General features: G+C 37.8%; 12 protein-coding genes. 8 read left to right on the top strand and 4 right to left on the bottom strand.

Annotated features, from left to right (window positions below):
* The first annotated feature begins 20 nt into the window (after nt 1-20).
* Together B6A32_RS06840 and B6A32_RS06835 are read left to right on the top strand one after the other, a co-directional pair.
* Nucleotides 21-1,706 (top strand): DUF342 domain-containing protein, encoded by a 1,686-nt coding sequence (locus tag B6A32_RS06840; RefSeq protein WP_085302245.1) that lies wholly within the window; start codon nt 21-23, stop codon nt 1,704-1,706.
* A gap of 37 nt (nt 1,707-1,743) precedes the next feature.
* Complete coding sequence (locus B6A32_RS06835; RefSeq protein WP_085302243.1) at nt 1,744-2,517, top strand: DUF2884 family protein; 774 nt, start codon at nt 1,744-1,746, stop codon at nt 2,515-2,517.
* Between the two features lie 181 nt (nt 2,518-2,698).
* Here B6A32_RS06835 and B6A32_RS06830 read toward each other — a convergent pair whose 3' ends face one another.
* The gene (locus tag B6A32_RS06830) at nt 2,699-4,348 is read right to left on the bottom strand and encodes an electron transfer flavoprotein-ubiquinone oxidoreductase (RefSeq protein ID WP_085302241.1); all 1,650 of its coding nucleotides are present in this window, start codon (nt 4,346-4,348) and stop codon (nt 2,699-2,701) included.
* A 290-nt stretch (nt 4,349-4,638) separates the two neighbouring features.
* Here B6A32_RS06830 and B6A32_RS06825 point away from each other — a divergent pair, with 290 nt between their 5' ends.
* The 5 genes from B6A32_RS06825 to B6A32_RS06805 all read left to right on the top strand — a co-directional run bounded on the left by B6A32_RS06825 (nt 4,639) and on the right by B6A32_RS06805 (nt 8,944).
* Nucleotides 4,639-5,391, top strand: coding sequence for an electron transfer flavoprotein subunit beta/FixA family protein (locus B6A32_RS06825; protein WP_085302239.1), 753 nt, complete (start codon nt 4,639-4,641; stop codon nt 5,389-5,391).
* The gene (locus B6A32_RS06820; protein WP_085302237.1) at nt 5,388-6,314 is read left to right on the top strand and encodes an electron transfer flavoprotein subunit alpha/FixB family protein; all 927 of its coding nucleotides are present in this window, start codon (nt 5,388-5,390) and stop codon (nt 6,312-6,314) included. Before B6A32_RS06825 ends, B6A32_RS06820 begins: the two co-directional genes overlap by 4 nt.
* Before the next feature lie 256 nt (nt 6,315-6,570).
* Nucleotides 6,571-6,846 carry a translation initiation factor gene (locus B6A32_RS06815; protein ID WP_233131346.1) on the top strand — a complete coding sequence of 92 codons (276 nt, stop codon included), beginning with the start codon at nt 6,571-6,573 and terminating at the stop codon, nt 6,844-6,846.
* A gap of 33 nt (nt 6,847-6,879) precedes the next feature.
* The gene (locus B6A32_RS06810) at nt 6,880-7,668 is read left to right on the top strand and encodes a response regulator (protein ID WP_085302233.1); all 789 of its coding nucleotides are present in this window, start codon (nt 6,880-6,882) and stop codon (nt 7,666-7,668) included.
* 259 nt (nt 7,669-7,927) lie between these two features.
* Nucleotides 7,928-8,944: a GGDEF domain-containing protein gene (locus B6A32_RS06805; RefSeq protein ID WP_085302231.1), complete on the top strand. Its 1,017-nt coding sequence runs from the start codon at nt 7,928-7,930 to the stop codon at nt 8,942-8,944.
* 6 nt (nt 8,945-8,950) lie between these two features.
* On the opposite strand, the gene B6A32_RS06800 is transcribed toward B6A32_RS06805, so the two are convergent.
* Nucleotides 8,951-10,501 (bottom strand): sigma 54-interacting transcriptional regulator, encoded by a 1,551-nt coding sequence (locus B6A32_RS06800; protein ID WP_085302387.1) that lies wholly within the window; start codon nt 10,499-10,501, stop codon nt 8,951-8,953.
* Nucleotides 10,502-10,763: 262 nt separating this feature from the next.
* Here B6A32_RS06800 and megL point away from each other — a divergent pair, with 262 nt between their 5' ends.
* Nucleotides 10,764-11,948, top strand: coding sequence for a methionine gamma-lyase (megL, locus tag B6A32_RS06795; protein ID WP_198946871.1), 1,185 nt, complete (start codon nt 10,764-10,766; stop codon nt 11,946-11,948).
* Between the two features lie 69 nt (nt 11,949-12,017).
* Here the strand turns inward: megL and B6A32_RS06790 are convergent, their stop codons facing one another.
* Together B6A32_RS06790 and ylqF are read right to left on the bottom strand one after the other, a co-directional pair.
* Complete coding sequence (locus B6A32_RS06790; protein WP_085302226.1) at nt 12,018-12,449, bottom strand: HIT domain-containing protein; 432 nt, start codon at nt 12,447-12,449, stop codon at nt 12,018-12,020.
* Between the two features lie 72 nt (nt 12,450-12,521).
* Nucleotides 12,522-13,454 (bottom strand): ribosome biogenesis GTPase YlqF, encoded by a 933-nt coding sequence (ylqF, locus tag B6A32_RS06785; RefSeq protein WP_085302224.1) that lies wholly within the window; start codon nt 13,452-13,454, stop codon nt 12,522-12,524.
* Between the last annotated feature and the right edge of the window lie 452 nt (nt 13,455-13,906).

Genomic DNA, 13,906 nt, shown 5'->3' with positions numbered 1-13,906 from the left:
AGTAATGGAGTTTTAGGCGTGTGACAAAGGCGAGATTAGTAAGTAACAATAAAGATAATATAGACCTAGTGCTGTCTCCAATCAAAACAGAATCAGTACTAACGGTGGCTGATATTCAAGAATTAATTGAAAATTCCTCCTACCGTAATTTATATGTTGTTAATGGTAATGTTAAGAATGCCATTGCTGAACTTAAAAGTGTTTTAAAGCCCTTAAAAGAAGGTCATACAGGCCGAGAAATAAAGTATCAAATACTTGAGCGACGCGACGCAACGTTTGCAATTGAAGTTGCCGGCGATTTAATGTCAGCCACTGCAGAAATTACCACGGCGTTCGGTGGTAAACACTTTAGTGCAAAAGAGATTTTAAACTTAGCTCAGGCGAGTAATGTCTGTAAAGGTTTTAGTAAAGAACAGCTAGTTAAACTTGCTGAGCGAGCAACTAAAGAGCAGTCAGGCTCTGTTGTTAAAGGTGAAATAGCACATGGTAAACTTCCTATTGATGGCAAAAACGCCTATATAAAACACTTAGTTGAAAGCGCACAAGATCGAATATTACAACCAAAAGAACGTGATGACGGCAGCGTAGATATGCGTGACTTAGGTGATATAATTTGTGTAAAAGTTGGAGACCCTCTCGCGAAAAAAATTCCATACACTGAAGGCATTTTAGGATATACCGTTACCGGTGAAATACTACATCCCTCACCAGGTGCTGACATTGAAATGTGTGTTGGGGAAGGTACGGTTTTAAGCGAGAAAAATAGCAGCATATTAATTTCCACCCTAATTGGGCTTCCTCGTATTATTGAAAATGGTATGGAAGTTGACAGTGTTTATCGCCTTAAAAGTGTCGATATTAGTACCGGCCATGTGAAGTTTGAAGGCAGTGTTATAATCGACGGTAATGTCGGTGAAGGCATGAAGGTGACAGCAACCGGGGATATATCAATCGGCGGTTTTGTTGAATCTGCTACGCTAGATGCTGGAAGAGATATTACGATTGGCAATGGTATTATTGGTAAAAAACAAGATATTGAAGTGCTCGATGTGTCAAAAGCAAGAATGAGCGTTAATATCAAAGCAGGTGGTAAAGTTTACGCAAAATACAGCCAATACGCTGATATCGCTTGTGACTCATTAAGAGTTGAAAAACAAGTAATGCACAATATCATCAGAGTTGATAAAAGTTTATGGGTTGGAAACAAAGATCGAGCCAACGGTAAGCTTATTGCTGGTTATACTAGTGCAGGAGAGTTTGTAAGTGCCGGTATTATTGGTGCCACAGCAGGTAGTTTCACCATTATTACTTTCTCAGATAAAATGAATGATTATTTGCAAAGAATCAAACAAATTGATCACGCCATTAAAACTGAAACTGACCAATCTAACGAGTTAAGAGTTGCCGCCACTAAATTAAAAAGCTTACCAAAAGAGAAAGCGAAGCCAGAGTTGTTAACAAAAGTAGCAGCTAACTATAAGTACCATATAGAGAAGATAACAGAGCTAGTTTTTGAAAAAGAATCACTTGATGAGATATTACAAGAGTACATGAATAACGTATTTGTTGAAGCTAACGAAAGAGTTTATCATGGTGTTCAAGTAACGATTGGAGAGTTTCAAGAAAAAAGCCTTCGTGAATATGGTCCAAGTCGTTTTAAATACAAAGAAAGAAAAGTTCATATCAGTCCATTAGTTTCAATATAAACCTTACCTAAAACCCCGACAAAAATGGAGTGTTGTAATGGCATTTATTGCTCGCAGCCTTTTAATAGTTTGCTTATGTATTAGCACAGCAAGCGCACAACAATGTGATATTAATTTTAACTATGGTGTAATAATTGACCCAGCACATCTGCGCATAGTTAACCAAGGACAAACTTATGTGCAAATAAACGGCCCGCACCAATTATTTGTTAAAGGTCGTGAAATTCAGCTCACCAGTGAGCAAAAAGTGCAATTAAGTGAATATACACAAGGAATAAGATCACAAGTCCCTGCAATTGTATCAATAGCGATTGAAGGCGTTGAATTAGGATTAAAAGCGGTTAACAAAGTCATTAGCAGCCTAACCGGCGAAAACAGCGCTTCGCATCAACAGTTCCAAGAAAAATTTGATGAAATGAAATGGCGACTGCGCTCTCGCTTTAACCACAGTGACGAAAGCTACTATATTGCACCACAAGATTTCGATGATTTTGATGAGATTTTTGCCGGTGAATTCGAAAGTGAAATAGAAGCCATTGTGACTGATTCTGTTGGCACAATTTTAATCGCCGTTGGTGAAGCCATGACCCATAAAGAAGAACAAAGTACAGAACAACGCGTTGAAACCTTTGACCAGCGTATAGAAACCATGGGAAATGACATAAAGTTAGATATTAGCAAACAAGCTAACGCTTTAGAAAATAAGGCCGAAATAATTTGTTCAACGTTAATGAAGTTAGATGAGATAGAAAATAAACTTCAATTAGAAATACCTGCTTTGGCTGAGTTCAACTTAATTGAAACCAACTAGTTGTAGTTCAAGTCGAGACTTATTCAAATTATACTCGCTCGGGTTATCTATTGATTATCGAAACGCTACTTCAAGCTGAGTGTTTTATTTCTCAAGCAACAAAATAAAAAACCTGCAAATGCAGGTTTTTTTTATCAGTTGAACAATCAGCAGTTAAGCAATTATTCTCAAGCAAGCTAAATTACATGTTAGGGTAATTCGGCCCACCAGTACCTTCTGGTGTTACCCAAGTAATATTCTGACTCGGGTCTTTAATATCACAGGTTTTACAGTGCACACAGTTTTGTGAATTAATCACAAATTTATCACCTTCTGGTGTGCTTTCAACCTCATAAACCCCTGCCGGACAATAACGTTGTGCTGGTTCATTAAATTTCACTAAGTTCACATCAATCGGAATACTACTATCAGCTAACTTTAAATGACAAGGCTGCTCTTCTTCATGATTAGTATTTGATAAAAATACCGAGGTTAATTTATCAAAACTTAATTTATTATCAGGCTTAGGATAGTTAATTACTGGTGCATCAGCTGCTAGCTTCAGTTGCTCGTGATCTAAGCTGTCATCTTTAAAGTTAAAGGGTAATTTACCACCAAAGAAATTTTGATCTACCGTATTATAAGCGCCGCCCCAAAAGGTACCAAACTTATGCATAGCAGGGCCAAAGTTGCGAGTATTGTAAAGTTCTTCGTATAACCAAGAATTTTGATACTTATCTGTAAAACCAGTAAGGTCTTTACCACCTTCATCGCCCGATGCTAACGCTTCAAAAATAGTCTCTGCCGCTAACATACCTGATTTCATCGCGGTATGATTACCCTTAATTTTGGCGAAGTTAATTGTACCTGCATCACACCCCACTAAAACGCCACCTGGCATTGTCATCTTAGGTAATGAGTTAAAACCACCTTTGGCCATTGCCCTAGCACCATAAGATACGCGCTTACCACCTTCAAGGTATTGAGCAACTTTTGGATGATGCTTGTAACGCTGAAACTCATCGAACGGACTTAAATGCGGGTTGCTATAGTTAAGGTCAACAATTAAGCCAACAAATACTTGGTTGTTCTCTGCGTGATATAAATATCCGCCACCATTAGTGTCTTTATCAAGCGGCCAACCAGCAGAATGCACGACTAAACCTTCTTGATGTTTTTCAGGGTCAATATCCCAAATTTCTTTAAAGCCTAAACCATAATGTTGTGGTGATTTATTAGCGTCTAAAGCAAACTTAGCAATTAATTCTTTACCTAAATGCCCACGACAACCTTCGGCAAAAACAGTATATTTTGCTTTTAGTTCCATACCTGGCATAAACGAATCTTTAGGCTTACCATCTTTATCTAGCCCCATATCCCCCGTGATAACACCACCAACACTGCCGTCTTCATTATAAATTACGTCTTGCGCTGGAAAGCCTGGGAATATTTCAACACCTAGCTGTTCTGCTTGCTCTGCTAACCATCGACAAACATTACCCATACTAACAATGTAATTACCTTCGTTGTGCATAGTTTTAGGCACACTAAAGTTAGGTAATTTAACCGAGCTATCTTCGCCATTGAATAAATAAATATCATCGCCCGTAACGGCAGTATTTAAAGGGGCACCTTTTTCTTTCCAATCGGGAAACAGCTCAGTTAAAGCGCGCGGTTCAAAAACAGCACCTGAAAGAATATGAGCACCAACTTCTGAGCCCTTCTCAACTACGCACACCATAAGCTCTTGTTCTTTTTCTTGTGCTAACTTCATTAGTTGACAAGCAGTTGAAAGGCCTGCAGGACCGGCACCAACAATTACAACGTCAAATTCCATTGATTCGCGTTCCATAATTTCTCCCCTCATTCAATTTTGTTTGAAATATTCAAACACATGTTTGATTTTCAAACACCTGTTTGATAATATCAAACATTATAGATATTTTCGTGTTAAATACTATCCTGTATTACATTATTTACTGATAATATTTATTTAAAGTGCAATTTGAGTAACGATATCAACAGAAGACGTTGACGTAAACGTTATCTACAAGTAGTCTTTCAACCCATAATTACAGCGTTAAGTTGAATTAACTTTAGTTTAACCAACATTACATGCAACATGCATAATCAGAGGCAACGATGAAAGTATTAGTACCCATCAAACGCGTTATTGACTATAACGTAAAAGTACGTGTGAAAGCAGACAATTCCAATGTCGATCTTGCTAATGTAAAAATGGCAATCAACCCTTTCTGTGAAATTGCAGTTGAAGAAGCCGTTCGATTAAAAGAAGCGGGCACAGTAACTGAAGTTATTGCAGTATCAATTGGCAACAAATCATGCCAAGAACAGTTAAGAACTGCTCTTGCATTAGGTGCTGACCGTGCTATTCAAATTGATACAGAAGAAAACTTAGACTCAATTAACGTTGCTAAACTTTTACAAAAAGTAGTTGAAGAAGAGCAACCGCAATTGGTTATTCTTGGTAAACAAGCAATTGATAGCGACAACAATCAAACGGGTCAAATGTTAGCGGCGCTAACAGGTATGCCACAAGGTACCTTTGCTTCAGCTGTTAAAATAGATGGCGACAAAGTAAATGTAACGCGTGAAGTTGATAGTGGTTTACAAACTATCGCCTTAACACTGCCTGCTATCGTAACAACAGACCTGCGCTTAAACGAGCCTCGTTATGCTTCATTACCTAATATTATGAAAGCAAAGCGTAAACCATTAAATGTAAAATCAGCCGCTGATTTCGGTATTGATTTAACTGCACGTACTAATTTAATTAAGGTAACACCTCCTGCAGAGCGCAAAGCAGGTATTGTTGTTGAAAGCATTGATGAGTTAGTAGAAAAATTAAAGAATGAAGCGAAGGTGATCTCATGAGCATTTTAGTATACGCAGAACACGATAATAGCGAATTAAAAGCCGATACACTAAAAACAGTTGCTGCTGCCCAAGCTATTGGTGGTGACATTCATATGTTAGTTGCAGGTAGTAACTGTCAAGCAGTTGCAGAAGCTGCAAGTAAAGTAAATGGTGTATCTAAAGTATTAGTTGCTGACAATGCTGCATACGAACACCAACTAGCTGAAAATGTTTCTCTTTTAGTGACTGAGCTTGCCGCTGATTACGACCACGTAATTGCAACAGCACTTACTACGGGCAAAAACTTTATGCCACGTGTTGCAGCATTATTAGATGTTACGCAAATTTCAGACATTATAGCCGTAGAAAGTAGCGACACTTTTGTTCGTCCAATTTATGCGGGTAATGCAATTGCCACTGTACAAAGCTTAGATAGCAAGAAAGTCATTACAGTACGTTCAACAGGTTTCGACGCTGTTGCTACAGACGGTAGTGCTGAAATTGTAGCACTAGATAAAGCTACCGATGCGGGTAATTCAAGCCACGTAAACGATGAACTTTCTGTTTCAGAAAGACCTGACTTAGGCGCAGCAAGCATCGTTATTTCTGGTGGTCGTGGTATGCAAAATGGCGAAAACTTCAAGTTACTTGAAGGTATAGCTGACAAGTTAGGCGCTGCTATTGGTGCTTCTCGTGCCGCAGTTGATGCGGGTTTTGTTCCAAACGATATGCAAGTTGGCCAAACAGGTAAAATTGTTGCCCCTGACTTATACATAGCTGTGGGTATTTCTGGTGCTATTCAACATTTAGCAGGTATGAAAGACTCTAAAGTTATTGTGGCTATTAACAAAGATCCTGAAGCACCAATCTTCCAAGTAGCAGATTACGGCTTAGTAGCTGACTTATTTGACGCATTGCCTGAGTTAGAAGGCAAACTTTAAGTTAATTAGTCATACTAAACATAGCTAGCTCAACTAGCAGCTGTTTTACACAATTATGTAATTGAAACAAAACAGGTATATAATAAAGCCACTCTAGTAGTGGTTTTATTTTATCTAAAATATAGAAATAACTATGACAAAAACATTTAATAGCCTTAGCGACTTAGCCAGTGCATTTGGTAAAAGTAGCAAAGATACAACTCAGCAAGAAACACCTCACGATGAAAATCTAGTCTATTCAACCGCAGAAGGAAGAATAAGCCAGAGTAAAAATGTGGCCGTAACCCCTTCTGATGGTTTTGCCAAAGTACGCAGAGAAACGAAAGGCAGAAAAGGTAAAGGTGTTGTTACCATCAGCGGTTTAGGACTTGATAATAAGGCCCTAAAGTCACTTGCTACAAAGCTTAAAAAAACTTGCGGCACCGGTGGTAGCGTTGTTGGTGAAGTTATAGAAGTTCAAGGCGATAAACGCGAAGAGATAAAAGCAGTGCTAGAAAAAAATGGTTTTAAAGTAAAGTTTATTGGCGGCTAAAACGCAATTTAGAATACAATTATAAGTGATATTATGAATCCAAACGAATTATCTTTACTGGTTGTTGAACCTTCCGATTTACAGCGAAAAATCATCATTAAAGAGCTTAAACAGCAAGGTATTACACAAGTTGCTGAAGCTAAAAATATTACAGAGGCATTTGATAGCGCTAAACTACATCCTCGCGATTTAATTACAAGTGCTATGTATTTTGATGATGGTGATGCAATTGAACTGCTACACAAGGTTCGTAACACCCCCGCAATAGCCGATACACCTTTTATGCTAGTCACTAGTGAGCATCGTCGTGAACACTTAGAAGAGTTTAAACAATCTGGGGTTATTGCCTTATTACCCAAGCCATTTACTTCTAATCACCTCGCAACAGCGCTTAGTACAACGATTGATTTATTATCAACCGATGAATTAGAGCTAGAATATTTTGATGTTCACCAAATACGTGTTTTACTCGTTGACGACAGCCGTTTAGCTAGAAACCATATTAAACGTGTATTGAATAATTTAGGGCTGTTAAAAATAACCGAAGCGATTGATGGTAGCGAGGCAATAAATCTATTAAAAGAAAACATGTATGATCTGGTGGTTACCGACTACAACATGCCTGAAGTCAATGGAAAGGAATTAACTCGATATATTCGCAGTGAAAGTGGCCAATCGCACATTCCAATTTTAATGGTGACTAGTGAAAGTAATGATACTCACCTTGCCAATATTCTCACTGAAGGTGTTACTGCTATGTGCGACAAACCTTTCGAACCTGAAAACGTGAAGAAAATCCTTTATAAGATATTAGAAGACTAACAATACAACTCTTTTATACGCTGCTAATATCTTATAAAAATGTTTATTATCGCCAGTAAATAGCCACTGAAAACGCTGTACCAGTGGTTCTATCTTTATAAAAAGCAAATTTAATCACGCTCAATAACCCATATCTAAAACCAATTACTGGTTATCTGCTCAACCCTCAACTACACTTTTAGTAAGTGTAATTGAGGGTTAATATTATAAATTAATAATCTATTACACTTATAATTAACTGGGGCAGAAGTTATAAGTTATGGTTATATTACCCAACAATGTTATTACCCCCTCGACCATAAAGTTGCGTAACAACGTGCTTAAAGGGTTAACGATTGCCATTACTTTTTCATCGTTGGTCGTTAGTATTATCAACTTCGTACATGGCAATATATTTATATGTTTACTTGATTTTCTGTTATTCCTATTTTGTGTCTATACATTGCTTGAACATAAAAAAGGTAACGTAAAAAACTGGCAAAAAATCACGATTACTTCGCTTTATATATTTGCCATTTCTGTTGTAAGCGTTGCGGGTGGTTTACTGTCAGGCATACCCTTTTGGTTATTAACTTTTCCAGTTTTATTGTATTTACTATTTGGGCGTAAACACGGTGCAATTGGTAGCGGGCTATTGCTGCTTATCGAAACCGTCATTCTTTATATCAATACTTCGATTAGTGAACAATATTCTGTTTTTGCTATTTTAGTTAACTTAGTGCTTGCCTACATTGTGATTTGGACTGTCTCACACGTATATGAAGTAAACCGAGAAAAAAGCGAACAAGCCCTAATAAAACTGGCCATGCGTGATCCGTTAACTAAAACTTATAACCGTCTTGCTTTAACCGATTACTTTGCGTCTTTATATGCTAAGCAACCATTAACACTGGCTTTGCTTGATGTTGATAACTTTAAAAAAATTAATGACCTCTTTGGCCACGATACTGGCGATATTGTATTAATACAAATAGCTAAAGCCTTGAAACGTGTGACGGGTGAAAATAACATTTTCAGAATTGGCGGTGAAGAGTTTGTCGTATTATTTGTGGGCGAGCAACAGCATAACGCATGTACAGTAATTGAATTGTTACGCGATGCCGTTGAGACAGAGTCATTCACCGGATTGCAGAAAAATATTCGTGTAACCATCAGTATTGGCGTCGCTGAATCAAACACAATACCTAATCTAACTAAGCTACTTAAAGAGGCTGACAGGCGTTTATATCAAGCAAAATCGGCGGGTAAGAATTGTATAATGACTAACGACAACTAAATATTATCATGGTGACTTCTTTCTTAACTTCATCGCTATTTTGTTATGTGACACTTCTAGCCTTTCGGCCAATTTCCTTGTCGATGGGTAAACAGGCCAAAACTGAGCCAATAATTCATCTTCAAAAATAGCTTGAGCTGTTTGCCAATTTTTCACCGACAACCAGTTTCTTTGTGTCTCCTGAGAATGACGACTGACTTCTTCATGATTATCACCGAAGTCCGCTAAAACTTTTGTAACGTCTATTAGCGATATATTGTGGCCATTATTTAGCGCAACGAGTCTAAACAGAACGTTTTGAAGCTGTCGTATATTTCCAGGCCACGAATATTCAATCAGTCGTAAAAGTGCACTTTCATCTAACACAGGTTCGGGTTGATTCACTTGCTTTGCCGCATTTGCCAAAAAATGAAAACAAAGTAATGAAATATCTTGTCTTCGCTCGCGCAATGCTGGCAGTGCCAAACTCAAGACATTTAATCGATAATATAAATCTTCACGAAAAATTCGATTTTTGATCATTTGATCAAACGGTTGATGGCTTGCTGAAATAATTCGTACATTAGCAGTAAATTCTTTTGTGCCACCTAAACGCCGATAACTATAGTCTTGCAAAAAGCGTAATAATTTTGCCTGTAAATAGCCCGACATTTCAGCTATTTCATCTAAAAATACCGTACCGCCATGCGCTAACTCGAACAAACCAGGCTTGCCACTACGTTGTGCGCCAGTAAAAGCGCCTGCAGCATAACCAAAAAGCTCACTTTCTAAAAGTTGTTCTGGTAATGAAGCACAATTTATCGCCAGAAAAGCTTTGTCTCGTCTACCGCTAGCTTCATGTATGGCGCGTGCAAATAACTCTTTTCCTGTGCCAGTTTCACCCGTTAATAAAATAGGTAGATCTAAACGTGAAAATTTATTGAGTTTATCTTTTAAAATTAAAATTTCTTCACTGTCACCAATAATATTATCAGTATGATGCCCTTCTCCTTGTTGAAGCAACGACAATTGTCGGCCAATAGAAGCAATTGCTTTTAAATGAACAACAACTCCGTTGAATACCCCCTCAACTATCACTGGGATTGTCTCTGCGATGTATTGCTTGCCACTAAAATATACATCCAGAGAATTAGGCTTGCTGGTTAGAATTGATGATTTTTCGACCCCAAATAATGTTGTAATACTTTTTCCTATCACATTAAGTGGTTTATCATTTTTGTCTGCATCTTCAGAATAAATAGCTAAATTACATGAAATTACTACACCATTAGCGCTGATATCAAAAATAGGATCGGGTATTTTGCTCAACATTGCATTTAAATGATGCTCTCTAGACTCTATAGGCAGAAAATCAATTCGCTTGCAGCTCAACACTCCGTCTACAGTAGATAATGCTTTAAACACATTGAGCATGTGTTGTTCATTAATATCTATGTGTAAAAATATTGTTCGAGGAATTACCTCCATAGCGATGACATTGAATTGCCTTTTTGCTACTACACTCAATATTTCTTGGCTGATACCAAGCCTGTCGGTTGAATCTATCTTTATACGCACATAACCACCAATGTAATAAAAAAAATACACATGTAACAAATTTAGTACAACACCTCTCACCTCTAAAATCAAGAGAGACAGCTTTAGATATATAAACAATTGAATTTCAGGTTGATAAACAAACACCCACTGTAATATAAAAATTACAGTCATTTATTCTAAAAACAATAAACTGTTGATATTATTAAATAAAAATTATTGGCTGAAAATTTGCTTATCGTGTTTATCTAAATAATTTCGCATTCGATTAAAAGAGAAAATTATGAGCAACAGTAAAAATATCGAAACTCAGGCTATCCACGCAGGTCGCATTAACGATGAGCAGTTTGGTTCATTGGCTACTCCCCTTTATCAAACCTCTACTTTCATTTTCGATAATGCACAACAAGGTGCAAATAGGTTTGCTGGAGAAGAAGACGGCTTTATATACTCTCGACTTGGTAACCCTACGACAAGGCAACTTGAGCAAAGGGTAGCTGCTATGGAGAATATGGAAGACGCTGCTGCAACAGCCACAGGAATGGGCGCAGTTTCAGGTGCACTTTTAGCCAACTTATCAGCTGGTGATCATTTAATCTCTTCGAAAGCTGTTTATGGCTGTTCGTTTGCATTAATGAGCCACCAACTAACACGTTGGGGCATCGAAGTTAGTTTTGTTGATATGGCAAACCCTGATGAAATTGAAGCAGCAATAAAACCCAATACTAAGGTCATGTTTTTAGAAACACCTGTTAACCCTAACCTTGCAGTTTACGACTTGGCCGTTATCGCGAAAATAGCTCAACAACATAATATTATTAGTATTGTTGATAATACATTTTTAACGCCTGTGCTACAGCAACCTCAACAGTACGGTATAGATATAGTTGTTCACAGTGCCACAAAGTACTTGAATGGTCATGGTGACGTTGTTGCCGGCATTATCTGTGGTAGCAATGAAATGATCATGAACATTAAAATGACGGTGTTAAAAGACATTGGCGCAACAATGAGCCCACATGATGCTTGGTTAATTATGCGTGGCCTTAAAACACTCCCTATTCGTATGGAACGTCACTGTAATAATGCCCAAAAGATTGCAGAGTATTTAGAAAACCACGAGAAAGTCTTAAAAGTTTATTATCCGGGTTTAAAGAGTCACCCTGGCTATAAATTTTTAGGCTCGCAAATGAAAGCGGCTGGTGGGGTTATTGCCTTTGAAATCAACAGTGATTTAACCGGTGGTAGTGAGTTCATTAACCGCATGCAACTATTCTCTATTGCGGTAAGTTTAGGTGATGCCGAATCATTAATTCAGCACCCTGCTTCCATGACACACTCCCCTTATACTCCAGAAGAAAGAGCTAATGCTGGCATTAGTGATAGCTTGATCAGAATTTCGGTAGGACTTGAAAATGCAGAAGATATAATTGCTGACTTAAGCCAATCACTAGCACTGATAAAGTAACATTATTTAGCCTTGTTTGACTGATTCAAACAAGGCTATTAATTACTGACAAAAAAGTACAGTCAGTTTTTATGTATCGGTAGCTAATATTGCCGACAGTTTAGGTAATATTCGCTGCTTAATTTCAGCTAAAGCTTTATCAGTATAAGGAGTTAGCGCTTGCTGACCCCAAACTGGCTTAGGCCAACAGGCATCAGTTGTAAAACGTACTATATGATGTAAATGCAACTGGGGTACAACATTGCCTAGCGCTGCAACATTCATTTTCTCGCCATTAAATTCTTGCATAAGCACTTCACTAAGCATGCTTGATTCATTTAATAACTGTTGTTGCTGTTGCCAATCTAGCTGATAAATATCTTGAACATCATCCACTTTTGGCACCAAAATAAACCAAGGAAAAGCACTGTCGTTACAAAGTAATAAACGCGACAGTGGAAAATCAGTAATCACGAAACAGTCATTCGCTAATTGTGGGTGTAATTGGAATTGCTCACTCATATTGCTACCTTAGTTATCAAGTTTGGTGTTAAGTGCTGAATCTTAAGTTTTATTATTAATGCTAATAAAAAATTAACGCTTATTGCGACGCCCTCTACCACGTGCTATTTTTTTAGCTTCTCTAGCCGCAACCTTATCTTCTTCAACTTTGTCAAAATGAATAACCTCAGCAATTATCATCTCAGGGGTTTCAAATGAAATCGCGCCTAAGGTTTTGTCGCGTATTTCATTAATCAGTATTTCAGAAGCTTTATGAAAATCAATATAACCGCCACTTTTAACACAACCACGTCGTTTTCCTATGGCTTCAATCAACTCTACTTCCTGCTCAGGAAGTTCGTCAATCTTATAGCGCTCTCTTAATCGTTCAGGGTAAGCAGTAAGTAAGTACTCTGCGGCAAAACAGGCAATTTCTTCGTGATCAAATGCGGTGTCTTTAACTGCACTGGTAATTGCTAAACGGTAACCACTATTTTCGTTTACTATTTTAGGCCACAACATACCCGGTGTGTCATAAAGATATAAACCGTCTTCTAACCTAATTCTTTGCTGACCTTTAGTCACGGCAGGTTCATTACCCACTTTTGCTTTTGCTTTACCCACTAGCGTATTCAATAAGGTAGATTTACCTACATTAGGGATCCCCATAATAACGGCATTTATTTGCTTACCCGCTTCATCTTTACTTGCAGCTAACTTGCGAATGAGTGCCGGCAGTGTTTTAGCTACACCGGGAGATTCAGTAGTTAAGGCAATAGCTTTTACGTTGTGTTGAGACTCAAGGTAATTGAGCCACAGCGCTGTAACTTTAGGATCAGCTAAATCTGATTTATTTAAGATTTTAATTAATGGCTTGTCACCACGAATTTCGGTGATCATAGGGTTTTCGCTACTAAAAGGTAGGCGCGCATCACAAACTTCAATCACCACATCAATTTGCGGTAAAATTTCTTTTATCTCTCTTTGGGCTTTATGCATGTGCCCTGGGAACCAGTTAATCGCCATAATAAATATTTCGTAGATCTTTTAGAAAATAAAACTGATTTTATCACTGATATTCATTAAAAGCTGTTGAAAGTCACGATTGTTTTTAACCTATTCGGCTTTGAGCTAGATTTTAATTAACTTAGAGGTAAACAAAACGAGTTAACTACTGGTTTAATAGGCAGTCTCTTGTACTATTCTTGCTGTCTGTGGTTCGCCTCTAGCGCGTAATGCTATTCGTTCCCTCTACTTAACCTGAACTCTGGATAAGCAGCACTTGCTCAATGCTCCCTTTTAAGCCATTTTCTGCGTTAAAACGTCGATAAATAGCGCGCTATTCATCAACGTTTTGCCTTGAAAATGGCATAAAATGAAGCATTGATGATATCTATTCGTGATGTTCACCTGGCTATAGCATTTACTTTATTACCTAAGCTTTTGGTTCACTTGAGTTTCAAGCACTCATTATCCAG

It is taken from the genome of Colwellia polaris, assembly GCF_002104515.1.
Classification (GTDB): Bacteria; Pseudomonadota; Gammaproteobacteria; order Enterobacterales; family Alteromonadaceae; genus Cognaticolwellia; species Cognaticolwellia polaris.
Note: the sequence above shows the minus strand (reverse complement) of the source record. Positions and strands in the feature narration are given on the sequence as shown.

What these genes read in the sequence shown, in the direction of transcription:
- B6A32_RS06835 (WP_085302243.1), top strand. Translation starts at nt 1,744, where the DNA reads ATGGCATTTATTGCTCGCAGCCTTTTAATAGTTTGCTTATGTATTAGC.
- B6A32_RS06830 (WP_085302241.1), bottom strand. Translation starts at nt 4,348, where the DNA reads ATGGAACGCGAATCAATGGAATTTGACGTTGTAATTGTTGGTGCCGGT.
- B6A32_RS06825 (WP_085302239.1), top strand. Translation starts at nt 4,639, where the DNA reads ATGAAAGTATTAGTACCCATCAAACGCGTTATTGACTATAACGTAAAA.
- B6A32_RS06820 (WP_085302237.1), top strand. Translation starts at nt 5,388, where the DNA reads ATGAGCATTTTAGTATACGCAGAACACGATAATAGCGAATTAAAAGCC.
- B6A32_RS06810 (WP_085302233.1), top strand. Translation starts at nt 6,880, where the DNA reads ATGAATCCAAACGAATTATCTTTACTGGTTGTTGAACCTTCCGATTTA.
- B6A32_RS06805 (WP_085302231.1), top strand. Translation starts at nt 7,928, where the DNA reads ATGGTTATATTACCCAACAATGTTATTACCCCCTCGACCATAAAGTTG.
- megL (WP_198946871.1), top strand. Translation starts at nt 10,764, where the DNA reads ATGAGCAACAGTAAAAATATCGAAACTCAGGCTATCCACGCAGGTCGC.
- B6A32_RS06790 (WP_085302226.1), bottom strand. Translation starts at nt 12,449, where the DNA reads ATGAGTGAGCAATTCCAATTACACCCACAATTAGCGAATGACTGTTTC.
- ylqF (WP_085302224.1), bottom strand. Translation starts at nt 13,454, where the DNA reads ATGGCGATTAACTGGTTCCCAGGGCACATGCATAAAGCCCAAAGAGAG.